Origin of the sequence: Streptomyces sp. NBC_00667, assembly GCF_036226825.1 — a bacterium.
GTDB lineage: Bacteria > Actinomycetota > Actinomycetes > Streptomycetales > Streptomycetaceae > Streptomyces.
In genome coordinates this window covers 6,627,603-6,652,140 of sequence record NZ_CP109022.1, presented here as the reverse complement: position 1 = coordinate 6,652,140, position 24,538 = coordinate 6,627,603, and the positions used below count along the sequence as shown (strand labels likewise).

Genomic DNA, 24,538 nt, shown 5'->3' with positions numbered 1-24,538 from the left:
TTCATGCCGTCACGTGATCACGGGACGGGCGGCGGAAGGTGTGCGGCCCGCCGCCCCTGATGCTGCCGCACCGCCTCCTCACGGAGGGCTTGGATGAGGGTCGTGACGTGGGGCCGGTCGCCACGGCCGATCGCGGCGACACCGATGTGCCGGACCGGCCCCGGCGGCTTGACCGGAACGGTGCGCAGGCCCGGGATCTCCGGGTCGAGTGCGATGGAGGGGATCAGCGAGATCCCCAAGCCGGCGGCGACCAGCGTGCGGGCGAAGAAGTAGTCGGTGGTCGTGCCGCGCACCTCGGGGTCGAAGCCGGCTCGCTCGGCGTAACGGCGCAGGTACGCCTCGGTTTTCAGACAGCCGAGCACCCAGGGCTCCGCTGCCAGCTCGGCGAGGTCGAGCACCTCGCTGCCGGCGAGTCGGTGCTCCTGCGGCAGGACGACGTGCAACGGGTCTTCCACGATGTGGGTCCACTCCAGGCCGGAGCTGGGACCCGGCCCGACGGGCAACGGGCCGTCGAAGTGATAGGCGAGGGCGAGGTCCACGGCGCCCTGCCGGACGAGCGGCAGGGTGGTCTCGGGCTCACCTTCCCTTATGTGGAGCACGGCGCCGGGATGGGCTGCGGTGAGCCGGGCGAGAGCGCCGGGGAGCAGGAGCCTGCCGCCGCTGGTGAAAGTGGCGACGGTGAGCCGGGTGCGGCCGGTGGTGAGCTGGTCGACCCGCTGTTGTGCGTGTTCCAGCTCTGCGGCGACCGATTCGGCGGCGCCGACCATGATCTGGCCGGCTGGGGTGAGGGTGACCCCGCGGGTGCTCCGGGCGACGACCCGGGCGCCGAGGCTGCGCTCCAGGGCGGCAACGTGCTGGGAGACGGCCGAGGGGGTGAGACGGAGGGCGGTGGCCGCCCGGTTGAAGCTACCGTGCTGGGCCACCGCCCGCAGGACGCGCAGCCGCTGCACATCGATCAACAGTTTTCCTTCATGCGTCCTCAGTAGATCGGCACTTCTGCTGATGACGGTAGACGTTCAGGATGGCGGCATGCAAAAGATCTGCGTCATCGGCGGAAGCCGGTACTTCGGCAAGCTCCTGATACAACGTCTGCAGGCCGCGGGCCACCGGGTCACCGTGATCAACCGGGGTTCCAGCCGGCCGCCCGCCGGTGTCGAGCACCTCGTCGTCGACCGCAACGACGAGGTCGCGCTCACCGCCGCGCTGGGCTCCCGCACCTTCGACGTGGTCGTCGACCAGGTCTGCTACACCCCCGTGCAGGCCGAGATCGCCGTCCGCGCCTTCGCCGGCCGCGCCCGGCGCTACGTCATGACCTCCACGATCGAGGTCTACGACCCGGGGACCGCCGAACTGCCGGCGGTCCCGGCGGGCACGCCGGTGGCGGAGGAGACCGTGGACCCGGCCACCTGGCCCGTGGCCGTGGACCTGCCCTGGCAGGACGACGCATACCTCGAGGCGCACTACGCCGAGGGCAAGCGCCAGGCGGAGGCCGTCTTCACCCGTGACGGCAGCTTCGCGTTCGCCAGTGTGCGCAGCGCCCACGTCCTCGGCGGCGGTGGGCGGGAGTTCACCGGCCGGCTGGCTCATTACGTCGAACGCATCACCCGGGGCGAAGAGGTCACCGTGCATGCGCACGCGCTGCCCACGGTCTTCATCCACTACCAGGAGCTGGCGGATCTGCTGCTGTGGGCGACCGCGGCCGACTTCACCGGTGCGGTGAACGCCTGCTCGGACGGGCCGCTCGACGCACGAGGCCTCGCCGAGGTCGTCGCTGCGCAGGCCGGCCGGGGACCGGTCTTCCGGAGCGTGCCGGCGGGCGAGGAGGCGTCGCCGTTCTCCGTCGACCGCCACTACGCCATGAGCAACGCCAGGGCCAAGGCACTGGGTTTCTCCTTCTCCCACACCTGTGACTGGCTTCCAGGCGCCGTCGCGGAAGCCCTCACCACCGAACCGTCCCCCACCACCTGAGGAACACAACCGCCATGCAGTACCGCACCCTCGCAGGCACCACCGTCAGCGCCGTCGGACTGGGCGCCATGCCGTTGTCCATCGAGGACCGCCCGGACGAGACGCGGGCCGTCGCCACCGTCCACGCCGCGCTCGACGCGGGCGTCACGCTCATCGACACCGCCGACAGCTACCACTGGCACGCCGGGGAGGTGGGCCACAACGAACTGCTCGTCGCCCGCGCCCTGGCCCGCTACGGCGGCGACACCTCCGGCGTCCTGGTCGCCACCAAGGGCGGCCGTGGCCGCCCCGGGGACGGCAGCTGGACCGTCACCGCGGACCCCGCCCATCTCAAGCGCGCCGCCGAAGCCTCCGCCAAGCGCCTGGGCGTCGAGGCCATCGGCCTGTACCAGTTGCACAAGCCGGATCCGTCCGTGCCCTGGGCGGAGTCCGTCGGCGCCCTGCGGGAGTTGCTGGACGCCGGCACGATCCGCGCCGCCGGCATATCCAACGTCACCACCGTCCAGATCCGCGAAGCGCACGGGATCCTCGGCGACGGACTCGTCTCCGTGCAGAACCAGTACTCGCCCGCCGTGCGCGACAGCGAGGCGGAGCTGCGACTGAGCACCCGGCTGGGCCTGGCCTTCCTGCCGTGGAGCCCGCTGGGTGGCATCTCGCGCAGCTCCCTCGACGGCCCCTCCGGCAGCACCTCCGCCGGCACTGCCTTCCACCGCGTCGCGGCCGAGCACGGCGTCAGCCCGCAGCAGATCGCCTTGGCGTGGCTGCTCGCGCGTTCCCCGGTGGTGATCCCGGTACCGGGGGCCAGCCGCCCGGCCTCCATCACCGACTCGGCCCGGGCCGCGGACCTCGAGCTGAGCGCGGAAGAGCTGACGCAACTGGAGGACGCGTTCTCCAGCGGTTCGTCCGTCTCTCGCGGCAGCAGCTCGCCGGGTGCATGAGCCGCCTTACAGACGGGGCCCGTACGGGGCGAGGCCGATGATGAGGATGCGGCGCTCGCCCGGGCCGGTGCCGTCGCCCAGGCTCACCGGTCCGACGTAGTGGCTCACCCTGTGGTCGTGGACGGCGTACCCGTCGAGGGGTTCGTTGAGGGTGAAGCGTGCGTGCACCGCGGTCTCAGGGAGGTCATCGGGCTGGCGGCCGGCGGACTCGGGCGTGGCGATGACGTTCTCGCCGCCGCGGATGTTGGTGGAGCCGATGAAGTGGGCGAAGGTGAACGTGGCCGGTGAGCCGCCGTCCTGGTGGAGGCTGTTGGGTGAGGAGACGGCGGTGTCGGCGCTGGCGTGGACGGCCAGTTTGAGCAGGTGGACGCCGACGTAGACGGGGGTGCGCTGGAGGTCCTCCAGCCACAGGGCGTGGTGGAGGTCGGTGTGGATGAGGCGCTGCAGGAGCGCGTTGCCGTGCAGCGTGGTGGGGAGGTCGGGCAGACGGCGCCGTACGTCCGGGAATTCCGGGTTGTGGTCGTCCTGCCAGTATTCGGTCACCATGCCGTACGTGGGGTCGGGGGCGCCGGGTGTGAAGGACAGCTGCCCGGTCCACGGCAGGTACACGGCGTGGGAGTAGCGGCGGAACCGGTTGGTGTGCGGGGCGTAGGGGTCGGGCGGAAGAGTGGCGAAGACGCTCTCGATCTCGGCCAGGTCCCTACGGCGCGCGTCCGTGTCCGGTTCCAGGTCCGCGGCGCGGTAGCGGGCGTAGCCGTCCCGGCGCAGGGCGTCGGTGACAGCGTCGTTGGCGTGCGGGCGGTCGTGCAGGGTCGGGGCTTGCTTCACGGGGCCCTCCTGAGCCACGGGGCACAGCTCGGCCCCGGCCGGTCGTGCGGACACCAGTGGCGGCGTGTCGTGGGGATCCCAGGCTGACACGGGCGGGGGCCCGGCGCCGTCGCACACCCGCCGGTCAGGTGACGTACGGTTTCGCGGCCCGGTCGGTGTCGTTTCCGGCGGCGGTTGCGGGGGCGCGGCGGTCAGGTCGTCCACCACCGCGGCCAGACCGCCCGGCAGACGGGACGCGGCGCGCTGGCGGTGCGCCCCCGACCCGCGGCTCTCCAGCCGGCGCAAGAGGGCCGTGACCGGCTCGGTGTCGCCGTGTTCCTCCAGCGCGGGGCGGACGTGCTCCAGCAGCCGGGCGCCGCGCACCGGTGCCGGCAGGACCTGCCCGGTCAGGGCATCGGGGCCGTGGCCGCTCCAGCCGTCACGCGTGGCATTCCAGTAGGCGCAGCGCAGCCATTCGGCCGACGGGTGCGGGGCTCCCTCGCCGCGGCTCGCCGCGTCGGCGGCGGTGACCACCAGGGCCCGCGTGATCGCGGCCAGCGCCGCGGAGTCCGCGGGATCTGCCGGGACGTCCATGCAGCGCACTTCCACGGTCGGCAGCTGCGGGTGGGGGCGGACGTCCCAGAACGGCAGGTCCGCGAACGACATGCCGCCGGCCTCCGCCATGGCCTCGGCGTGCCGGCCGTACTCCTCGAAAGATCGCGCGTAGGGCGGCGGCCCGAGGGCGGGGAACCGCAGCCTGATGACCGAGCGCCAACTCGCGTAGCCGGTATCACGGCCCTCGCAGAAGGGCGAGTTCGCACTCATTTCCACCAGGAGCGGCAGCCAGGGCCGCAGATGGTTGGAGACCTGCACGGCCAGGTCCCGGTCGGGCAGGTGGACGTGGACGTGGAGGGCGTTGATGACGTAGTCGTCCATCATGGACCTGAACAGGTCGGCGCCGGCCCGGTAGCGCGGATGGGTGCCGATCGGCGCCGGCCCGGGCGGGCGCAGCACCGGTGTGCCCGAAGGGCACACCTTGAGCCCTTCTGCCGCGGCCGCTCGGGCAATGCCGGCACGCAGGCGCAGCAGTTCCCGGTGCAGCTGCGATACCGACGTGCAGGGCGGTGTCCTGGTCTCGATCTGGAAATCGGTGAACTCACCGGAGACGTCGTCGCCCAGTGTTGCGGCGGCGCGCGCCACTACGCGTGCCGCGGCCGGCTGCACGATCCGGGAGCCGGCCCCGACGAGGAAGAACTCCTCTTCCACCCCCACCGTCGGCGCCAAGGGGTCGCTCTGCCCGTGACGCAGGTCCTTGGCTTCGCTGGCGTCCATCCGTCCAGCATCGTCCGCTCCGCCTGCCGTGTCGCCTCCGACACGGGTCTCTCCTCCGACGGGGCCCCCGCGGACCGGTCACCCGCGGGCGCCCTCCTCACCCGGAACCTCTGCAGCGGCAGCCTGCCGGATGACGCAGAACACCGTCTCGCGCGCAGGGACGGCGGGCTTCAGAGGAGGTTCTTCTCCATCGCGTTCAGGTACTGCTTGACGGGGTGGTCGCGCAGGGCGTCGCTGGTGGGTGCGAGCAGGTCGGCGGTCGCGCCCTTGACCCGGTCACCGAGAGCGCTCAGCAGGGGCATCGAGCTGCGGATGCGTCCCGTGGAGTCGATGTAGTGGAGGGTGTCGACGTGGGTGTAGGCCGGTTCTGGCGGCAGCTGGGGGACGATGTCGTTGTTGTTGACGTAGCGGTGCAGGCGGTCCTTGAAGCCCTTGTTGCAGGAGGCGGCCAAGATCCGTTCGCAGGTGCGGGGCTGGCCGTAGGTGTAGATGCCGTCGGCCTGCAGGCGCGGCGCCTCCAGGTACATGCGGCAGCCGGCCAGCATCGCCAGGGCGCCGCCCAGGCTGTGGCCGGTGAACCAGACGCTCTGGCCGTTGTCGCGGAACTCGGCCAGCGATTGCCGGACGGTGGGGAAGACGCAGTCTAGGGCCTCGCCGAAGCCGTAGTGCACGAATCCGGTGCCCGCCGGGCCCGGCACGGGCGGGGTCGTGGCGTCCGAGAGCCAGTCGCGGATCTGGGCCGGCTCGGTCCCCCGGAACCCGGTGATGATCATCTTGTCGCTGGCGACCGTGTACGCCTGCGTGTCCTGCAGCGGGAACGGCGGCGTGAACCGGGTGTGGTGGTGGCGCACCCGGTCGAACCCCCATTCCCGGGCCGTGGCCTCCACGGTCGCCTCGTCCTTGTAGGCCAGCGCCGCGGCCTTGACCATCCAGTAGGCCAGCTGGGGGCAGTGCTTGGTCACGCTGTGGTCGATCGTCGTCGGAACGGACACCAGGTGCCTCCTTGGTACGCGAGTCCCCTTTGACCCGCCGCCCACCGCGGCCCGCCGGCCGCCGCCACGCCGAAGAACCGGCCGGCCGACAACTGCCGCGTCCCGCAGGGGCGGTGGTGGGCAGCAACGCCCGGCGCCGCGGAGGACGGGGGTCACTTCACCGGCGACCGTAGAAGGACGGGGGACCCCGGCGGCGGGGACATCGCGAGCGGCGGAGGCAGGAACGATCCCCCCTCACCCGAGCGGCTGAGCAGACGCTGCTCCGCCGGCCGGCCGGATTCTGTCCGGCGGGTCGGCTACGAGGCAGGGCTCCCGGTCACAGTTCTCGTCGCAGGGAGCGGCTTCCTGGGCAGGCCTTGTCTCATCTATCGATTTTCGATAGATTTTCATCGTTACTCGATGGAAGGATGGTCATGGGCAAGCTGACAGTGGCTGCGCTGCGCGCCGTACTCGTGGTGGTGCTCGTCGGCACCGTGTTCGTACAGGCCTTGATGGTGTGGGCGTTGGCCACCGACCCGGAGGACGGGTCGCTCCCGCTGACCCCGCTGCGCTTGGTCACGATCCTGGGCATGGTGTCGGCCCAGGTGGCCCTGGTGTGCGTGTGGCGGCTGGTGACGATGGTGCGACGCGGAACCGTGTTCTCCCACGCCGCCTTCCGGTACGTGGACGGCGTGATCGGCGCGATCGTGGCGGCCGCCCTCGTGTGGTTCACGGTCACGGCCCTCAATGCGCCGGGTCAGCGGGACGACCCGGGCGTCACCGTCATCATGGGCGGGGTCGGCCTGGCCATCCTGGGGGTCTCGCTCATCGTGCTCGTGCTGCGGATGCTGCTCGCCCAGGCCGTCGCGCGCGACGTCGAAGCGGCGCAGATGCAGGCCGAGTTGGACGAGGTGATCTGATGCCGATCGTCGTCGACATCGACGTGATGCTCGCCAGGCGGAAGATGTCCGTGGGCGACCTCGCGGACCGCGTGGGGATCACGCCCGCGAACCTGGCGGTACTCAAGAACGGCCGCGCCAAGGCGGTGCGTTTCGCGACGCTCGCCGCGCTCTGCGAGGTACTCGAGTGCCAGCCGGGCGACCTGCTGCGCTGGGAGGCCGAGGCCGCAGGAGGCGGATGACGTGCTCCGGAGCGGGGCGGGCAAGGCCCGGCACAGGTAACGCCGACGGGGCGTCAGTCGCCCCGGCGGGCGCCCCGGTCGGGTGCGCTCATGTCCCCCGTGGCCGGGGTGCCGTCGGCCAGCCCGTAGCGCAGGTACACGGTGCCCTTCGGGCCGGCTGCCGGGGGTGCGAGGAGCGAGACGTTGGTGGGCACCGCGCCCTCGTCGAACACCTTCTTCCCGACGCCGAGCACGATGGGGTGCAGCCAGAGGTCGAGGCGGTCGAAGAGCTTCTCGCGCAGGAGGGTCTGCACGAGGTTCAGGCTCCCGACGACCTTCACGTGCTCGTGGCGGTCACGGAGCTCGCGCACCGCGCCGGCGAGGTCCGGCCCGAGGTGTGTGGATCCGGCCCACGAGAGGTCGGGCCGGCCGCGGGACGCCACGTACTTCGGGACGCTGTTGAAGAGCGTGGCGATCTCGTTGTCCTGACCGCCCTCCTGGCGGGGCCAGTAGGCGGCGAAGAGGTCGTACGTCCGGCGGCCGAGCAGGAGGGCGTCCGTACCTTCGTACGCGGCACCGATCTGCGCCCCGGCAACCTCGTCCAGCAGGGGCGCCTGCCAGCCGCCGAACGGGAACCCCACCGGGTCCTCGTCGGGGCCGCCGGGCGCCTGCCCGACGAGGTCGAGGGTCGCGAACATCGCGATGTGGACGAGGCCCATGGCTCACTCCCGATGAGGTCGGCTGTCTCCGTCAAGAGATAGACCTCCGGCTGCCCGCGGACTCATCGCCGCGCCGGAACACGGTTTCACCTCACCTCACGACGAGTCCCGTGCCCGCCGGCCAGACCGGCGGTGGCGAGGGCCGATCCCGTCAGGGGCTGTCTTCGACAGCCATCTCGCCCAGCAAGGACCAGTCGTCCTGCGGCAGCTTCATGTTCACGATGCGGGGCGTCGCGGCCAAGTGGCGCGGCAGGGTCCGCTGCGCCTCCTTGAAGTGGTCGGACTGGACGTGGGCCGCTCCGGCATCGTCGTCGCGGAACGCTTCGACCAGGACGTACTCGGTCGGATCGTCGACGCTCCGCGACCACTCGAAGGTCAGGCAGCCGGGTTCGGCGCGGGTCGCGGCGGTGAAGTCCGCTGCGATCTGGGGCCAGCGGTCCGCGAACTCGGGCCGGACCGGGAACTTTGCGGTGATGAAGATCATGACGCCTCCTTGGGTTCTGTTCCGATTCTCCGTCGTCGGCGCCACCGGACGGCGAGGCACGACGATCAGCCTCCCCTTCTGTCCTCTTGTACGGGCTCGGGTCGGGCGTCGCGGAATCCGGGCAGGCAATTCGATCGCCGATCCGTTCCCGTTCGAGGAGTTCTCCTTCGCCCCGTGAAAACGTCGTCGCGCCAGGCTCCACTGGGGAACGAAAGGACGAAGGAAATGACCAAGTCAGGGCGCAGGTTCGGCATCGCCGCCGTGGTGGCCGCGTTCGTGGCCGTGATGATCGCCGTTGCTGGACCGCAGGGAGCCAGCGCGCAGGACCAGGCGCGCCGCGGCTGGGACCACTTCGGGTTCGGGGTGCCGTGGGAGGAGTCCTACGGGTACTCGCAGGCCGTCAGAGCCGGGGACACGGTCTACATCTCGGGGCAGCTGTCGCACGACGCGGCCGGGAACCTCGTGGGCGTCGGCGACTTCGAGACGCAGGTGCGCACGTCGTTCGCCAACCTGGACAAGGTGCTCGCGCACTACCGGATCCCGCGCAGCCAGATCGTCAGCATGAAGATCTACACCAAGGACCTGCGCAAGAACTTCGACACGGCCGCCCGGCTGCACAAGGAGTACGTCGGCAACCACCGCACCACCGACACCATCCTGGGTGTCACCGACCTCGCGTTCCCCGATCAGTTGGTGGAGATCGAGGCCGTCGCGCTGGTGTCGCCGCGCTCCTGAACCGAGTCGGCCGCGCGGCTACCGCCGCGCGGCCGCTCGGCGCACCGCGGCGGTGACCGCTCGTGGTGCTTCACAGCGGTCCACCGGCGCGGCCCGCTCAGGCTCTCGGCCAGGTGACCGCGCTCGGGGACCGTGTGGCCCATGGGGGTTTCCCCCGCCTACTACCGTCCGGGCTGCCCGGCACTCATGGGGATCCCTCGCGCCCTCTCGTGCACGGCGCGGTGCTTCACTTGGCGCCCATTGCGAACCGGTACGACAGCTGGATGATCTTCCAGACCGTCTCCAGCTCCTCCGCGGTCCTGGGCCCGTAGACGAGCGTCACGTCCTGGACCGGGTGGTGCACTCCCCAACCCGCGGCGATGACGTCCTCCTCGGCCTCCGGCGGGAGCGTGAGGTGGAGCGAGCCGTCGTGGTGGGGGTGGATGTGGGCCCATTCCCTGCCGCGCTGGAAGGCCTCGGCGGGGCCCGAGCCGACGCCCTCGGGCAGGAAGAGGGCACGGGCGTGCGGCACGGAGACGAGCGTGGGGGACATGTACACGTAGGGCAGTGCGCGCATCCGCTCCCACAGCTCTTCCTGCAGCATGATCGGGGCGATCTGCGAGCCCTGGCCGTGCGGGGCCGGGCCGAAGACCCTCGGGGCCGGGCCGTTGCGGGGAGTCAGAGTGATCAAGGCGGTGTTCCTCTCCGGCCGGTGAGCCGGCCGTGCGTGAATGGTCAACGACGTTGCAGCATGTGCGCAGCAGGCTCTTGCCCCGGTGGAGAACCGGTCGAGGACGTGACCGAGCCCGGTGACGACCCGTGGGTCAGGCATCCGGGGAGGAGGTCACGTCAGCGCCGCGGCCACCAGTGCGGCCGTAGCGGCGAGCAGGGGCTCGTCGGCCGGCGCCGTCGGGTCGTGCTTGGTGGAGAGGACCGCGACCGCGACCGGTCCTCGGCCGGGCGGCCGGGCGATGCCCACGTCGTTGGTGGTGCCGTAGCTGCCCGTGCCGGTCTTCTCGGCGACCGTCCAGTCCTTCGGCAGTCCGGCGCGCAGGCGGTTGCCGCCGGTGGTGTTGCCCTGCAGCCACCCGGTCAGCCGTTCCCGGTCGGGCCTGCCGAGCGCGTCCCCGACGGTGAGCCGGGCATAGGTGCTGCCGAGGGCGCGCGGGCTGGAGGTGTCGCTCGCCCTTCCCGGTTCCGCGGAGTTCAGCGCGGGCTCCCACCTGTCGAGCCGGGTCACTCGGTCGCCGATGGACCGGCAGAAGCGGGTGACGGCGTCCGGACCGCCGAGTTCACGCAGCAGGAGGTTGCCGGCGGTGTTGTCGCTGTGGTCGATGGCTGCCGCGCACAGGTCCGCGACGGTCATGCCGTGTGCGAGGTTCTCGGGCAAGCCCGTGACCGGTGCGTAGCCGGACTCCGTGACGTCCTTCTTCGTGTACCGGATGCGATGGGCGAGGAACGTGCCGTCGCGGTCGAGGTCCCTGAGCACCGCGGCCACGGCGAGCGTCTTGAAGGTCGAGCACATGGGGAACAGCTCGTCCGCGCGGTACAGCACCGCCTTGCCGGTGACGGTGTCTCGCCCGAAGACCCCCAGTCGTGCCGAATGCGCCCGCTCCAGCGCACGCAGCCGGCCGGTGATCCCCTCTCCCTCCGCGCCCTTCGCGAAGGCGCGTCCCCCCGCGGGGAGGACGACAGCCATAGCGGTGGCGGCAACCGCACCGAGAACCCGACGCCGACTGGAGCGCAGAACCATGAGCACTTCCCCTGCTGTCCGTGTGACCGCCCGAAAACCGATCTGCCGTCTCGTTCCGGGCAGTTCATCCCATTGATCACCCATCAGGACGCGGCTCCGCACGGAATCGTTCCGACCCGTACGTGATGCGCGACACTCCAAGGAAAAGGTGACGTGTTCTGTCAGTTTTGGCCTGAACGATGGATGACATGAGCAACGAGGACATGAGCAACGAGAACACCCGTCAGGATGACTCCCGGCGCCCGCTCGCCGGGCGGATCGCGCTCGTGGCCGGTGCCACCCGCGGGGCCGGACGCGCTCAGGCGGTCGAGCTGGGCCGGGCCGGTGCGACCGTGTACGTCACCGGCCGCACCACCCGGACCCGGGCCAGCGAGGTCGGCCGGAGCACCGAGACCATCGAGGAGACCGCCGAGCTGGTCGACGCGGCCGGCGGAACCGGGATCGCGGTCCCCACCGACCACCTCGACGAAGCCCAGGTACGCGCCCTCGCCGAACTGATCGACCGGGAGCAGGGCCGTCTCGACATCCTCGTCAACGACCTGTGGGGCGGCGAGCACCTCCTCGCCACCTCCGTGTTCGGGAAGAAGAGCTGGGAGACGCCACTGGCCGACGGCCTGCGCATCCTGGAACTCGGCGCCCGCTCGCACGTGATCACGGCTGCGCTGCTGCTGCCGCTGCTGATCCGTTCGGACGCGCCGCTGCACGTGGAGGTCACCGACGGCACCGCGCACTCCAACCGGCGGTACCGCGAGAACATGTACTACGACCTGGCGAAGAACGCTCCGATCCGTCTTGCGTTCGGGCTGGGCCAAGAACTGGCGGAGTACGGGGGTACGGCGGTCGCGGTTTCGCCGGGCTTCCTGCGCTCGGAGCAGATGCTCACCTTCTTCGGCGTCAGCGAGGAGAACTGGCGCGACGCGATCGCCCAGGAGCCGTCATTCGCGATCGCCGAGTCCCCGCAGTACCTGGCCCGGACGGTGGCGGCGCTGGCCGCCGACCCGGACCGCGCCGAGCGGTGGAACGGCAAGTCCACCTCCAGCGGGGAGCTCGCCAAGGTGTACGGGGTGACCGACGTGGACGGCAGCCGGCCGGACGCCTGGGCGTACTTCGAGGACGTCGTCTACGGCGGGAAGGAAGGCTCCCCCGAGGACTACCGCTGACCCTCGGCTTCCCCGGGTTCCGCCACCGGCGGGTCGGCCTGGTAGAGGGCCGCCAGGGCCGCCGCACGCGCGCGGAAGCGGGTGCGCAGGGAGTGCGGGGCCAGTACCTCGGCGTCCGCGCCGAGCCGGGCCAGCTGGTCGAAGGCGACGTCCTCGGACTCGACGGGCAGGCCGAGCGTGACCCGCCCGTCGGAGTCCGGGGCGCTCGCGGCGGCCAGTGCCTCCTCGACGGCGGCCCCGTCCACGACCGCGGGCAGGCGGCGCAGCCCCCGCCCGGTCAGCCGGACCGTGACGGTGGTGCGCAGCAGCGCGCGGGCGAAGGCGGCCGAGCGGGCCTCCCAGTGCGCGGCCAGGTCGAAGGCCGCGTCGCGCACGAACGGTTCCTGCGCGCCGGGAGCGGGCGCGAGGGCCGTGAGGCGGTCGACGCGGTAGGTACGCCAGGTCGCGTCCTCGCCTGGCCGCCCGCCCGGGACGCGGACCCGGGCCACGACGTACCACGTGCCGGCCTTCAGTACGAGCCCGTACGGCTCCACCACCCGGGTCGCCGTGGAGGGCGGTGAGCCGTCCCGGCCAGGCCGCGCATAGGCCAGCTCGACAGCCCGGTCGGCCCACACGGCGCGGGCCAGGTCCGGCAGCAGCTCGGGCGCGGACGGCTCCCGGAACCAGGCCGGGGCGTCGAGGTGGAAACGGCGCGCCGCCGACTCGGCTGCCTCGCGCACCGACGGGAGCAGGGTCGCGGTCAGCTTCAGCCGGGCAGTGTGCGCCGCACCGGACAGCCCCAGGTCCTGCAAGGCCGTCGGCAGTCCCGACAGGAACAGGGTCTCCGCCTCGCTCGGGTGGAGCGTGGTGAGCCGGGTCCGGTGACCCGGGGCCAGGAAGTAGCCACCGACGCGGCCCCGCTCCGACCGGACGGGGACCCCGGCCTCCTGCAACGCCTGGGCATCGCGGATCACGGTCCGCTCGGATATCTCCAGTTCGCGGGCGAGTGCGGCGGCGGTCAGGCCGGGGTTCGACTGGATCAGGAGGGCCATTCGGATCAGGCGGGCGGCACGCATGCTCCCAGGATCGCCGTTCCGGCGGACGAACGGGGCGTCGGCCTAGCGGCGCAGGTACGCGAGGACGGCCAGGACCCGGCGGTTGTCCTCGGTGGACGGGGCGATGCCGAGTTTGGCGAAGATGCTCGCGGTGTGCTTGGCGACCGCGCTCTCGCTGAAGTGGAGGGCCGCGGCGACGGCGGTGTTCGAGCGGCCCTCCGCCATCAGTTCCAGGACGTCGCGTTCCCGTGGGGTGAGGGCGGAGATGGTGCCCCGGGCGTCGCCGCGCGACAGGAGCCGGCCGATCACCTTCGGGTCCAGGACGGTGCCGCCCGCGGCGACGCGCCGCACGGCGTCGACGAACTGGCCCGTGTCGGTGACCCGGTCCTTGAGGAGGTAGCCCACGCCCCCGTCGTCGCTCGCCAGGAGCTCGTTCGCGTAGAGCTGCTCGACGTACTGGGACAGGACGAGGACGGGCAGCCCGCGATGGTGGCGGCGGGCTTCGAGGGCGGCCTGGAGGCCCTCGTCGGTGAAGGACGGCGGCAGGCGCACGTCGACGACCGCGACGTCCGGCTTCTCCTCCAGCAGGGCGCGCAGCAGCGAGGGGCCGTTGTCGACGGCGGCGACGACGTCGAAGCCGTGCTCCCGGAGCGTGCGGACCAGGCCGTCCCTCAGGAGGAAGAGGTCTTCGGCAAGGACGACGCGCACGGGATCTCCAGGGTCACTGTGGTCGGTCCGCCCTGCGGGCTGTGCAGGGCGAGGCTCCCGTCGAAGGTAGCCAATCGGGCCCGGACACCGAGCAGTCCGGTCCCCCGGGCGGGATCCGCCCCGCCGCGCCCGTCGTCGGTGACGGTGACGCGCAGCCGCCCCTCGCCGTGGGCGAGGACGATGTCGACGCGGTCGCCGCCGGAGTGTTTCGCCGCGTTGGCCAGCAGCTCGTTGACCGCGAAGTAGGCGGCTGATTCGACCGCGGCCGGCAGCCGTCCCGCCAGGCGGACCTCGACGTGCACGTCGAGGAAGCTGTCGAGGGCCAGGGAGCGCACGGCATCGCCCAGGCCCCGGTCGGTGAGGACCGGCGGCTGGATGCCCCGGACCAGGTCGCGCAGGTCCTCCAGGGCCCGTGCGGACAGTTCGCGCGCCTCCAGCAGCGCCGCGCGGGCGGCCGGCGGATCGTGCAGCAGGCGCGTCGCGCCGTCGAGGCGCATCCCGAGCGCGACGAGCCGGGCCTGGGCCCCGTCGTGCAGGTCCCGTTCGATGCGCCGGAGCTCGTCCGCCCGGCCGTCCAGCGCGACGGCCCGGGAGTCCGTCAACTGCTCGATGCGGCGGACGAGTTCGGTCGTACGGGGCGCGGCGAGGAGCAGCCGGCTCCAGCGCGCGTGCAGGCGCAGCACGGCGGGGGCCAGGAGGAGAGCGGCAGCCGTGAGGGCGACGCCCAGGAGCAGCGCCGCGAGCATGCCGGCGGTGCTGCGCACGGGGACGAACGCGTACCAGTTGCCGTCGCCCAGCAGCCGCCACACGAACGGCTGGACGAACGCCCCGAACGCCCCGTACACGAGGAGCGACGGCGGCACGGCGAGCAGCGGGCCGCCGGCCAGGGGCTCCAGCCAGGCCCAGCCCAGGTCGCGCCAGAACCCGGCGTCGGCCAGCACCGCGCGGGCCCCCGCCGTCCGCGGGAGCGGGGCGGGCGGGCTGACCGGCACCCCCGACCAGCGCGCGGCCCGCTCCCGGGCCCGGTCGGCGCACCGGCGCAGCAGGGCCGCAGCGGGTGGCAGCAGCCGGTGGCCGATGCCGACGGGCAGCAACAGCAGCGCTCCGACGACGGCCGGTCCCGCGCAGGCCGCCACCACCAGGCCGAGCAGTCCGGCCAGGTGGCAGCGGCCGACGGCGGTCAGGGCGTGGAGGGTCCCCGCGCGGGAGCGGGCGGCGATCGAACTCATGTCCCGTGCAGGGTAGTCGGCGCGGGCGCGGTCTCCGACGCGGGCGCCGGGGCCACCGCCGACGCGCGCCGCCGCCCCCGCACCCATGCCAGGGCCACCACGAGGCAGGAGAGCCCGAAGCAGAGCATCGGCGTGACCGCCCCCGACTCCTCGTCCAGGAAGAGGAGCAGTCCGAGGTTGACGAGCGTGTGGAAGCCGCCCGCGAGCAGCAGCCGGTACGGACCGCCCGTACGGTCGAGGGCCACGCCCAGGACGACCGACATGGCCACGGTGGCGACGAGGAAGCCCGCGGCGTAGGCCGGGGCCTGGGCGAAGACCGGTACGTGCCAGGCACCCCACACCACGCCCACCGTCACCGACGAGGCGAGGGTCCCGAACCGGGTCCGCAGCAGCGGCTGGAGGAAGCAGCGCCAGCCGATCTCCTCTCCGCACGCCCCCGCCAGTTGCGCCATCGCGATCAGGGCGAAGGGGTGGTGCAGGGCCCCCGGCGGAGTGGAGCCGACGCCCCCGCGGAGCGTCCCGTACGCACCCACGGTGAGCGCGACGATCAAGGCGGCCGACCCGAGGAGTGCCACCGCCCGCCCGCCGCCCCCGCGCCGGCCCCCGCCCCGCAGCAGTTCGCGGGTCCGCCTCCACCGGTACAGGGCGATCGCGCCCACCCCCGCGGCCGGCCCGAACTGGGTCAGCTGCACCACCTCGGTGGGCACGCCGGTGGCCGGCTGTACCGCCCCCAGCACCCCGGCCGCCAGGAAGGCCACCGCGGTGAACACCCCCGCCGCACCCCACGTCCCGCCGCGCCCCACCCGTTCCACGCCGTGCGCCCTCGCCATGACCGTCCCGCCCGTCCGTCCGTCCGTTTTCCCGACGGGTACGACGATGCCGGGCACGGCGGCCCCGGACACTGCACCCGGCACCCGGGCGGGGGTGCACCCAGGTCCAACCCGGACCGGGTCCGTTCGGCGGCGCCGCCGACACCATCACCCACCTGCGGGAGAGCCTTGGAGTGCCCAACATCGTGCGGGTGCACGGCCGGGGCGCCCCGTCTTCCGTGACGACCCGCGCTTGAGGGCACTGTTCGCCCTAGCGGCGGGTGTCCACCACCGCCAGGAGTTTGCCGCTGGTCGGGCTGCGGTCCAGCGAGGCGCCGTCGACCGTCTCGACCACCAGGTCCAGCAGTCGTTCGGTCACCGCTGCGCGCAGTTCCGGGTAGCCGGTCAGGAGGACCTCCCGGAGCCGCTCCGGGTCCGTCGTCCCGCCGCGCTCCACCCGCACGGTGAGCCGCTCGCGCGCGTCCGCCGCCTCCAGCCGTATCTGCAACTCGCCCCGGTGGCCTCCCCGTTCCTCGGCCAGGGTCAGGATGCGGCGGTGGTTGAGGAAGTACGTCGCCACCCGCATCACGTCGCCGGTGCGCCCCATCAACTCGAAGCGCGGTGCGTGCCGCCCGCAGGCGCACCGGCCCGGGACCTCCCGACCGAGGTCGCCTATCAGGTACCGGCCCAGTTGCTGGCCGCGCCGGGCGTGCGTGGTGAAGACCAGCCGGCCCGTTTCGCCCGGGGCCACCGGCCGGTCCTCGGTCAGGTCGACGATCTCCATCGTGTGCAGGTCGGCATGCAGGTGGTGGACGCCACCGGAGCTCTCGGTGCACTGGTACCCGAGCGGGCCGAGGTCGGTGCTGCCGTAGGTGATCGAGTGGACGACCTCGATGCCGAACCTCTCCTCAAGGGCACTGCGCTGCTCGCGCGTGAAGTGCTCGCCACCGTAGAAGATCTTGCGCAGTCCGCCGTACGCGCGCAGCGCGTCCTCCTCCGCGTGCAGGAGCTGCCAGAGGTAGGAGGGCATTCCGAACAGCGTGTCGGCGCCGTGGTCGATGACGGCCTGCGCGGTGGCCCTGTGGTCGGGCCCGGCCGAGAGCGGCAGTTGGACTCCGCCCAGGCGTTCCAGTACGGAGAAGAAGCTGATGAAGCTGCCGTACATGGCGCCGCAGTAGAAGAGGTTGGCGGTGCGGTCCCCGACCGGGTCGTAGCCCGCGGCGAGCAGGCCGCGGGCGGCGGCGTGCATCTGGGTGTCGTAGTCGTCGTAGCTGAAGACCGACAACGCCGGGGCGCCGGTGCTGCCGCCGCTGCGGAAGAACAGCTCGGCGTCGGCCCGCGCCAGCTGCCGGCCCTGCTCCTGTACGTCCTCCTTGCCCCGGAGCGGGCCCGTGGGCCGCGGCAGGACGACGGGGCGGGCCAGGTCGTCGAGACAGGCGGTGGTCGCGAAGCGGGCCGGGTCGGCCTGGACCGCGACGCGGCGGCTGTAGCGCTGCAGGGCGTACACGCCGTCGTGGGGTTCGCCCGCGTAGCTGTCCAGCATGGAGCCGACCGGCGTCACCCGGGTGACGCCGGCGGCCAGGGCAGTACGGGCGAGCTCGGCGATGTCGGTGGGGCTGCCCGCGAGGCCGGCCGTCTGCAGGTAGCGGCGCATCGGGCGCAGGGTGGCGATCATCCGCTTGCGGGGCAGCGGTTTGACCCACACGCTGCGGTGCAGGGGTGAGGCGGCCAGCGGCGAGCGGGTGTCGGCCATCACCCGCCACGAGCCGTCCGGCGCGGCGAACACCCGCGTCAGCCCCAGGTGCTCCTCCAGCCGGGCCACCAGTTCGGTGGTGGTCAGCTCGGCCTCCTCGGCGGGGTCCGGGCCGTCCGCCCCGGCGGCGGCCGCGGCCGGCGGCCGGGACGCGAGGACCGGGGCGAAGCGCTCGGCGAAGGCGAACACCTCGGCCTCGTCCTCGGTGTCGAGGTAGACGACCTGGGGGCTGGAGCACGCCTGCTGCTCGTGCAGGCACACATCGGCCGCGAGGGCGTCGAGCATGTCGGCGTCGGACCAGGCGTCGGCCGTGAGGTAGGCGAAGGAGATGCGGTGTCCCCACTCCACCAGCCGGCAGCCGGGCGGGACATGGGCCGCCACCCCTTCGACGGCGCCTTCGCCGCCCCAAACGGCCACGGCGTCCGCGGGCGCGCACATCAGGCGCAGCCACTCCTGCCTGGAGGACGCGAAGCGCAGGACGACGATCCGCGCGGCCAGTGCGCCGCTGGGGTCCAGGGCGGCGAGTTCGGCCATCAGGTGCTGGGTCAGCAGGGTGTCGGCGCTGCTGGTCTTGAGGATGTTGACGTTTCCGGCGAGCAGGCCTTCGACGATGCTGAGCGGTGCGACCGTCGCGCTGTTGCCCGGCGCGATGTGGGCGACCAGGCCGACGGGGGCCCAGGCCTCGTAGACCGTTTCGCGCGGATCGGCCCGGTCCAGCCGGCCGGGAGTCGCGCTGCCGAGCTCCCGGCGGAGCTTGCGGGTGAGCTCGCGACGGCCGAGGGCGCCACCGAGCTCCGCCAGGACGGCCGGGTCCTCCCCGTCGGGCAGGTGGGGGGCGAGCCGGGCGTGTACGGGGTGGGCCGGGTCGCACAGGGCGGTGGCGAGGGCGTCGCAGGCGGCCAGGACCGTCTCGGTCTCCAGCACAGAGGCGAGCGCCGCCTCCACGGCGGCCGGCAGGTCGACCAGGCGGCGCCCGGCCTCCTCGTCGCCGATGAAGGCGCCCTGCCAGTAGTGGTGCGCGACGGCGGAGTCGCGCTGCTCATCCTGGGACGCGGCCACGCTCCGGCGGCCGGTCGCGGTGTCTGTCGCGTTGTCGGTCGCGGTGTCGGTCACCGTCGGGGTCTCGCTCACGCCATGCCCTTCATCAGTTCTGCTGCGGCCACCGCGCAGCTGCGGTTGCGGCTCACCCCGGCGCGGCCGTGGACGGTGAACCAGGGGGTCTCCAGCTCGCACCCGCAGGCGTCCCCCGGCCGGAGGGAGGCGAGGTCGCCCATGACCACGCTCTGGGCCGGCACGGAGGTGATGTACGGCGACACGAGGTGCAGGTAACCCGGCTCCCCGTAGGGGACGGGTTCGAGCGTGTGGGTGGAAAGGATCGTCACCCGGGACCAGACGGGCGCGTGCAGCCGGTGGTGGTCGCACTCGATGTACGGGATGCAGTGCTCCACCGACCCGAAGGTGTCGCGGATGCGCTCACCGGGGATGCCGAGCTGCTCGGTGACGCGCGCGTACAACTCCTCCTTGCCGATGCGCCGGTCGGCGTGTCCCTTCCAGCCGCCGCCGAGGACGACGAGGGAACCCTCGGGCAGGCGCAGCGGGGGCAGTCCCATGGCCCGCATCCGCTCCAGGGTGAAGAAGAGGAAGGCGGGGAAGCCCAGGATGCGGACCGGGGCGTCCTCCCGCTCGAAGCGGCGCAGCGCGGCGATGCAGCCGAAGGGGTCGAACTCGTGGTCGCCGCCGGTGTTGCGCAGGGCGTACTCGACGCTGCGTGCCGGGGCGAAGTCACACAGGTAGTTGTCGGTGAAGGCCGTCCCGAGGTTCAGGGAAGGGGCCGGTTCGTAGCTGTACAGGAGGTAGTTGACCTCCTGGTCCGGGGTGATCCACCCGTTGCGCTCGAAGATCCGGGCGACCATGCGCTGCGCGGAGCGGATGGTCCAGTGGTCGAAGAACATCTGCGACTTCTGGCCGGTGGTCCCGGAGGAGGTCAGGTGCAGCTCGACCTCCTCGCGCGGGATGGAGAGCACCTCGTGCCGCTTGAAGAAGTTCGCGTGGACGAGCGGCGCCCGGTACGGGTGCGCCTCGGGGATGGCCTCGTACAGGGAGCGGAAGAACGGGGAGCGTTCGGTGTGCCAGGCGTTGGTCTCCGCCATGGCGGCGGCGAACAGTTCGTCCTGCTCGGGGCCGTGGGCATAGGGGTCGGTCAGGTCGCACAGCTGTTGCACGTGCGGCAGGAGGGCCGGGTCGGGTACGGCGACCGGCGCGAGATGGGGGTTCATGGGGCAACCTCGGATGGTGTGGGCAGGTGCGTCGACGCCCAGGCCGACACGTAGCAGTCCAGGTACGGCTGGAGGGGCGGCTCGACGGCGACTCCGCGGAAGTCGATCCGTTCGCTGGAGCGGGAGAGGACGGCGTAGTCGTGGAAGCCGTCGCCGTCCGCGCGCATCGCCGGGTAGAGGGCTCCGGCGACGAAGCCCTGGGCCAGGAAGGCGCTGAGGGCTTCGGTGTGTGCGAGGGGGACCAGGGCCTCCACGTAGCCGGCTCCGGCCCTGGCCAGGGCCCGGGTGACGGGTGCGAGGTGGGCGGCGGCCGCCGCGGGGTCGGGGTGGGCGGTCAGCAGCGAGCAGTACCCGCCGGCGCGGTTGAGATAGGCGTACACCTCGAAGCGGCCGTCTTCGGGGGTGAGCAGTACGTTCGGCGTGTGCAGGGGGTAGAACCAGCCCTCGGCCCCGGGGAACCGCTCGCGGAAGCGGCGTCGTACGAAGGCCGGTGCCTCGATCATCTCCAGCCGTTCCGCGGCCCCTTGGGGAGCGGGTTCCCCGAGCGGGCCGGAAACGGCCCTGACCCCGGGGTAGGTGATGCCCAGCGCGTCCTCGCTGGTGCGCAGCAACGGCATGACCGGGGCGGGGACTTCGGCTACCGGGATCCGGCGGTCGAGCACCCCGGCGGAATGACGCGCGTAGAGTGCGAGGCTTTCGCGGCTGCTGAGGTCCACCGCGTTGGGCAGGATGCCGAGCGGGCGGAAGCCGTTGCGGGCGACGACGCGCTGCGGCCCGGCGCTGACGGTGCGCACGGTCGCGTAGACCGAGTCCAGCCGCCCGGTGTCCAGCATCTCGCCGCACAGGGCTCCGGTCAGTGCGCCGGCCACGCCCCCCGAGCGGTGCCCGGGGTGGACGGCGATGCCTTCCAGGCGGCCGATGCGGCTGCCCGCGTCGCCGCGGATGACGGCGGACGCCGTCAGGGCCCCGGTGCCGGGGCAACGGCCGACGAGCCAGAGGGAGTGCGGGTCGGCGATGAGGCGGGCCATCTCGGCCGGGTCGGTGCCGAGGGCCACGGGGTAGTGCGGCCCGTAGACGGCGTAGTAGAGCTGGCGCAGTTCGGCGATGTCCTCGCGGGTGGCCGGGGTGATGACGGGGTTCACCGCTCACCCCCCACGGGTTCCGCGTCCCGGTCCGCGGCCGCCCCGGGCGGCGGCGCGGGGGTGTGGGGGCCCAGGAGGGCCAGCGCGAGGGCGGCGGGGAGCAGGCCGGCGCCCTGCACGAGGCACAGGGTGCGGGGTGAGAGGAAGTCACCCGCGGCGCCGAAGAGCAGGGACGCCACCGGTAGTGAGGAGCCCAGGACCGCCTGCATCACGGCGAAGAAGCCGGGCTTGTCCGCCGTCGGCACCAGACGCTGGAAGAGGGCGACGAAGCGGACGCTGACGGCCCCCGCGCACCAGCCGGACACGGCCAGGCAGCCCGCGATGACCATCCGGTGGGCGACCAGCCCGGGCAGCGCCAGGGCGAGGGCCATGAGACCCAGGCAGTACGCGCCCGCGACAGTGGGGCGTCCCGGTACCCGGGCGCCGGTGAAGGCGCCGATGAGCGCGCCGGTGCCGAGGGAGGCCTCCAGCAGGGCCACGGTGGCGCCGCCCCCGGAGAGGACCGAGCGGGTGTAGAGGGGGATGACGACGAAGACGGCGGTCGTGAAGAGGTTCGCGGCGGTGAAGCAGACCAGGATCCGCCGCACGTACGGCAGTTCGCGCAGGATGTGGAGCAGCCCGCGGCGCCGGGGTGCGCCTGACGGGTCGGCCGGGCCTTCCGCGGCGGGCGACGGCTCGGGTGCCGTGGTGCGGAAACGGGCGCTCGCGACGAACAGGGCGGCGCCGAGGTAGGCAGCCGCACAGCCCACGGCCAGCCCGGCCACTCCTGCCCGGTCGACGGTCAGGGCGCCGAGCAGCGCTCCCCCGAGGCCGGCCAGGGACTGGGTCGACAGCTCGAAGCCGGTGGCCGCCTCGATGTCGGCGTCGTCGACGAGTTCGGGCACCGAGGTGGTCAGGCAGGGGTCGAAGAACGCCTGGCAGGTGGCCAGGGCGACGGCGGCGGCGTAAACGGCCGTGAGGGGCAGGACGCCGTCGTACGCCCACAGTGCGAGGGCGCCCGAGGCGGCTCCGGCGAGGACGGCGGCGGTCCGCAGCACCGAGCGGTGGGCGAAGCGAGCGATGACCCCGGCCACGACGGGCGCCAGCGCTACGGCGGGCAGTGTGCAGGCCGCCATGAACAGCCCCGAGGCAAGGCCCCGGGCGTCGTTGACGGCGTAGGCGACGATCCACCAGGACACACCGACCTGGAACATGCGCACGGCGGCCTGGGTGAGGACCTGCCCGAGCCACACGGCGGCGAAGGCGCGGTTGCGCAGGACCAGCGGGGCGCGGCGGCCGGTGGTCCGGGCACCCCCCTCGGTACCGGTCTCCTCGACACCGGTCTCGTCGGTACCGGCGGTCGCGGGCGGGCGCGCGGGCGCGGCGGTCATGCGGTCGGCCTCTCGTCGAGGACCCGTACGAGCTTGCCCGTGCGGGGGTTCACGGCGAGGTCGCGGTGGCGTGCCCATTCCACGGTCGGCGGGTGCACGAACCCGGCGCGCACGCTGTCGGGGTAGAGCGGTCGTGCGGTTTCCAGCTCGGCGAGGACGGCTTGCGCCAGGGTCCGCAGGCCGTCTGCGGGCTCACCGCACGCCCCGCTCGAAGCGCCGCTCGAAGCGCCGTCGTCGCCCGGTGCCGTCGCCAGCCGCAGGACGAGCCCGTCACGGCCGTCCCAGCGCCGCACCACGAGTTGCAGGCCGACCACGCGCCCGGCGGTGTCCGCGGCGGCGACGGCGTTCTGGACGTCCTGGGTGTAGAGGGAGACCGGCCCGACGCGTACGCCCTCCTCCGCACGACCGAGGATCCGGAAGTGTCCGGGGCCGGTGCCCGTCCATTCGGCCCGGTCTCCGGCGGGGAACCGGATGATCGGCATCAGGCGGCGGAAGAGGCTGGTGACGACGACCCGGCCGGGCCGGCCCGGCTCGGTGACGGGCTCGCCGGTGGCGTCGTCCAGGATCTCCACGACGGTGTACGGCGAGAAGGGCCGGTGCACCCGGGTGTCGGAGCCGGGTACCGGACGGCCGAGCAGCCCGGCATCAACGCTCGCGTATCCGATGGAACGTGCCTCGGCACGGGGGAACGCGGCGGCCAGCAGGCGCCGCTGGTCCTCGAACAGGGCTTCGCCGCCGAAGAGGAGCAGTTCCACCGAGTCGAGCCGGACACCTCCGGAGACGACCTGCTCGGCGAGCCGGCACAGGGTGGTGGGCGTGCCGGCCAGGACCTGTGCGGAGAGTTCGCGCAGTGTGGGGATCGTCGATTCCAGAGGCGCTCCGCCGCCGATGGGCAGGCGGACGTTGTCCACCGGCGCGTGGGCGAGCGAGTCGAGGACGAAGAGGAAGCTGGCGTACAGCTCCCCGGCGTAGAAGAGGTCGGCCACGCGGTGCCCCGGGCGCAGACCCGCGTCCACGAGCCCCTGTCCGAATGAGGTGACGAAGGTGCGCCACTCGTCCCGCGTGTAGACGGAGAACTTGGGGGACCCCGTGGTGCCGCCGGTCTTGTAGACGGTGGCCTCGCTGAGCGGGCCGGTCAGGACGCGGTTGTCGCGCAGGGTGTTGGCCGCCCAGAAGTCCTGCTGGTCGATCACCGGCAGGTCGGTGAGGCGGTCGGCGTGCGGCGGCAGGGACGCGTACAGATCACGGTAATAGGGCGAGTTGTGACGGGCGAAACGTATGAGGTCCGGGAGTTGCTGGGCGGACATGGGCCTTTGCCTAGGTGACGGGAGCGGGAGCGGAAGGAGGAACGGGGCTTGGGCGCCCCCGCCTTCTCGCATGCACGCCCGAAGCTGACGTGCGGTCATGATGATGAAACATCAATGCGGTTGTCACCAAATCGACCAAGTTTTCCGGCCAATTGGGCCAGATTCAACAAAATTTTCTGCCCTGCGGGCCCAAGGGCCCCCGTCTCCGGTAAGTCGGCGGTCGCTCGTCGAAGCCGCCCCAACCGGCCCAAGTGAGGTCAATAGGATGACCGATGCGCCATACAGACGGCTCCCCACCAGGAAGGCACCATGTCGATCCCCCCGCAGCACCCGCAGCACCCCCAGCCCTCCCCCGCCGGACCGCACCGGTCCGCCCCCCTGCCGCAGTTCCAGCCGTCCCACGGCCAGGCGTACGGGTATCCGGCGCCCGGCTCGGTGCCCGCGGGCCCCGCCTACGGAGTGCCGGCCGGCCTGGCACACATCGGTGCCCGGTTCGGTGCCCGGGTGCTCGACGTGATCTTCTGGTACATCGGGTACTTCGCCCTGGCCATCCCCGTGATGATGTGGATCGACGCGGACGGCGGCGCCCCCGCCGTGGCCCTGCTCATAGCCTGGCTCGCCATCTCCTTCGTCCTGTACTTCGCCCTGCCGGTGTGGAAGTTCGGGTCCACGCTGGGCAAGCGCATCTGCGGGATCCGCGTCGTGCGCCGGGAGACCGCGGCCCCGGTGGGGTTCTGGCGCGCCGCCGGGCGTGAGGCGTTCTGGCTGGTGGCCGTCTTCGTACCCGTGCTCGGATTCCTCAACCCGCTGTGGTGCTGCTGGGACAGGCCCTACCAGCAGTGCCTGCACGACAAGGTCGCCGACACCATGGCCGTCGTACGCTGAGCGGCGCCCGGACTGACGGCGCAGGCCGCCCCCCGGGGGTGGCGCTCTGTTCCGGCCCC

23 protein-coding genes are annotated in these 24,538 nt (G+C 72.6%); 7 read left to right on the top strand and 16 right to left on the bottom strand.

Annotated features, from left to right (window positions below; genetic code table 11):
* Positions 1-17: 17 nt before the first annotated feature.
* Positions 18-959: a LysR family transcriptional regulator gene (locus OHA81_RS30120; protein WP_329201151.1), complete on the bottom strand. Its 942-nt coding sequence runs from the start codon at positions 957-959 to the stop codon at positions 18-20.
* Positions 960-1,029: 70 nt separating this feature from the next.
* Here OHA81_RS30120 and OHA81_RS30115 point away from each other — a divergent pair, with 70 nt between their 5' ends.
* Positions 1,030-1,968, top strand: a complete 939-nt coding sequence (locus OHA81_RS30115; protein WP_329201149.1) for an NAD-dependent epimerase/dehydratase family protein — start codon at positions 1,030-1,032, stop codon at positions 1,966-1,968.
* A 14-nt stretch (positions 1,969-1,982) separates the two neighbouring features.
* The gene (locus OHA81_RS30110) at positions 1,983-2,906 is read left to right on the top strand and encodes an aldo/keto reductase (RefSeq protein ID WP_329201147.1); all 924 of its coding nucleotides are present in this window, start codon (positions 1,983-1,985) and stop codon (positions 2,904-2,906) included.
* Between the two features lie 6 nt (positions 2,907-2,912).
* Here OHA81_RS30110 and OHA81_RS30105 read toward each other — a convergent pair whose 3' ends face one another.
* Positions 2,913-5,045, bottom strand: coding sequence for a YbdK family carboxylate-amine ligase (locus OHA81_RS30105; RefSeq protein ID WP_329201145.1), 2,133 nt, complete (start codon positions 5,043-5,045; stop codon positions 2,913-2,915).
* A gap of 170 nt (positions 5,046-5,215) precedes the next feature.
* Positions 5,216-6,037, bottom strand: coding sequence for a lipase family protein (locus OHA81_RS30100; RefSeq protein WP_329201143.1), 822 nt, complete (start codon positions 6,035-6,037; stop codon positions 5,216-5,218).
* Between the two features lie 413 nt (positions 6,038-6,450).
* Between OHA81_RS30100 and OHA81_RS30095 the strand changes: the two genes are divergently transcribed.
* Positions 6,451-6,936, top strand: a complete 486-nt coding sequence (locus tag OHA81_RS30095) for a DUF2975 domain-containing protein (protein WP_329201141.1) — start codon at positions 6,451-6,453, stop codon at positions 6,934-6,936.
* Positions 6,936-7,157, top strand: coding sequence for a helix-turn-helix domain-containing protein (locus OHA81_RS30090; protein WP_329201139.1), 222 nt, complete (start codon positions 6,936-6,938; stop codon positions 7,155-7,157). The genes OHA81_RS30095 and OHA81_RS30090 overlap by 1 nt, the downstream gene beginning before the upstream one ends.
* A 53-nt stretch (positions 7,158-7,210) precedes the next feature.
* Here OHA81_RS30090 and OHA81_RS30085 read toward each other — a convergent pair whose 3' ends face one another.
* Together OHA81_RS30085 and OHA81_RS30080 are read right to left on the bottom strand one after the other, a co-directional pair.
* Entirely contained in the window at positions 7,211-7,855 is a 645-nt protein-coding gene (locus tag OHA81_RS30085) for a dihydrofolate reductase family protein (RefSeq protein WP_329201137.1), read from the bottom strand.
* Between the two features lie 151 nt (positions 7,856-8,006).
* Complete coding sequence (locus OHA81_RS30080; protein WP_329201135.1) at positions 8,007-8,339, bottom strand: putative quinol monooxygenase; 333 nt, start codon at positions 8,337-8,339, stop codon at positions 8,007-8,009.
* A 225-nt stretch (positions 8,340-8,564) separates the two neighbouring features.
* Here OHA81_RS30080 and OHA81_RS30075 point away from each other — a divergent pair, with 225 nt between their 5' ends.
* Positions 8,565-9,074, top strand: a complete 510-nt coding sequence (locus tag OHA81_RS30075; protein ID WP_329201133.1) for a RidA family protein — start codon at positions 8,565-8,567, stop codon at positions 9,072-9,074.
* Between the two features lie 226 nt (positions 9,075-9,300).
* Here the strand turns inward: OHA81_RS30075 and OHA81_RS30070 are convergent, their stop codons facing one another.
* Positions 9,301-9,744: a luciferase domain-containing protein gene (locus tag OHA81_RS30070; protein ID WP_329201131.1), complete on the bottom strand. Its 444-nt coding sequence runs from the start codon at positions 9,742-9,744 to the stop codon at positions 9,301-9,303.
* A gap of 153 nt (positions 9,745-9,897) precedes the next feature.
* Entirely contained in the window at positions 9,898-10,752 is an 855-nt protein-coding gene (bla, locus tag OHA81_RS30065; RefSeq protein WP_329201128.1) for a class A beta-lactamase, read from the bottom strand.
* Between the two features lie 242 nt (positions 10,753-10,994).
* On the opposite strand from bla, the gene OHA81_RS30060 reads away from it, so the two are divergent.
* Positions 10,995-11,966 carry an SDR family oxidoreductase gene (locus OHA81_RS30060; protein WP_329201126.1) on the top strand — a complete coding sequence of 324 codons (972 nt, stop codon included), beginning with the start codon at positions 10,995-10,997 and terminating at the stop codon, positions 11,964-11,966.
* Here OHA81_RS30060 and OHA81_RS30055 read toward each other — a convergent pair.
* From OHA81_RS30055 to OHA81_RS30015, 9 genes are all read right to left on the bottom strand, one after another.
* Positions 11,957-13,021: a helix-turn-helix transcriptional regulator gene (locus OHA81_RS30055; RefSeq protein WP_329201124.1), complete on the bottom strand. Its 1,065-nt coding sequence runs from the start codon at positions 13,019-13,021 to the stop codon at positions 11,957-11,959. The genes OHA81_RS30060 and OHA81_RS30055 overlap by 10 nt on opposite strands.
* Before the next feature lie 42 nt (positions 13,022-13,063).
* Positions 13,064-13,708 (bottom strand): response regulator transcription factor, encoded by a 645-nt coding sequence (locus OHA81_RS30050; protein ID WP_329201122.1) that lies wholly within the window; start codon positions 13,706-13,708, stop codon positions 13,064-13,066.
* Positions 13,672-14,937: a sensor histidine kinase gene (locus OHA81_RS30045; RefSeq protein ID WP_329201120.1), complete on the bottom strand. Its 1,266-nt coding sequence runs from the start codon at positions 14,935-14,937 to the stop codon at positions 13,672-13,674. Before OHA81_RS30045 ends, OHA81_RS30050 begins: the two co-directional genes overlap by 37 nt.
* A complete protein-coding gene (locus tag OHA81_RS30040; protein WP_329201118.1) occupies positions 14,934-15,767 on the bottom strand; it encodes a CPBP family intramembrane glutamic endopeptidase in 834 nt (277 codons plus the stop codon). Before OHA81_RS30040 ends, OHA81_RS30045 begins: the two co-directional genes overlap by 4 nt.
* 250 nt (positions 15,768-16,017) lie before the next feature.
* Positions 16,018-18,630 (bottom strand): acyl-CoA reductase, encoded by a 2,613-nt coding sequence (locus tag OHA81_RS30035; RefSeq protein ID WP_329201116.1) that lies wholly within the window; start codon positions 18,628-18,630, stop codon positions 16,018-16,020.
* The gene (locus tag OHA81_RS30030) at positions 18,627-19,775 is read right to left on the bottom strand and encodes a LuxE/PaaK family acyltransferase (RefSeq protein WP_329201114.1); all 1,149 of its coding nucleotides are present in this window, start codon (positions 19,773-19,775) and stop codon (positions 18,627-18,629) included. Before OHA81_RS30030 ends, OHA81_RS30035 begins: the two co-directional genes overlap by 4 nt.
* A complete protein-coding gene (locus OHA81_RS30025) occupies positions 19,772-20,917 on the bottom strand; it encodes a GNAT family N-acetyltransferase (protein ID WP_329201112.1) in 1,146 nt (381 codons plus the stop codon). Before OHA81_RS30025 ends, OHA81_RS30030 begins: the two co-directional genes overlap by 4 nt.
* Entirely contained in the window at positions 20,914-22,287 is a 1,374-nt protein-coding gene (locus OHA81_RS30020) for an MFS transporter (protein WP_329201110.1), read from the bottom strand. Before OHA81_RS30020 ends, OHA81_RS30025 begins: the two co-directional genes overlap by 4 nt.
* On the bottom strand, positions 22,284-23,594 hold the full coding sequence (locus OHA81_RS30015; RefSeq protein WP_329201108.1) for a phenylacetate--CoA ligase family protein: 1,311 nt from the start codon (positions 23,592-23,594) through the stop codon (positions 22,284-22,286). Before OHA81_RS30015 ends, OHA81_RS30020 begins: the two co-directional genes overlap by 4 nt.
* A gap of 309 nt (positions 23,595-23,903) precedes the next feature.
* On the opposite strand from OHA81_RS30015, the gene OHA81_RS30010 reads away from it, so the two are divergent.
* Positions 23,904-24,479 carry an RDD family protein gene (locus tag OHA81_RS30010; protein ID WP_329201106.1) on the top strand — a complete coding sequence of 192 codons (576 nt, stop codon included), beginning with the start codon at positions 23,904-23,906 and terminating at the stop codon, positions 24,477-24,479.
* Positions 24,480-24,538: the final 59 nt, after the last annotated feature.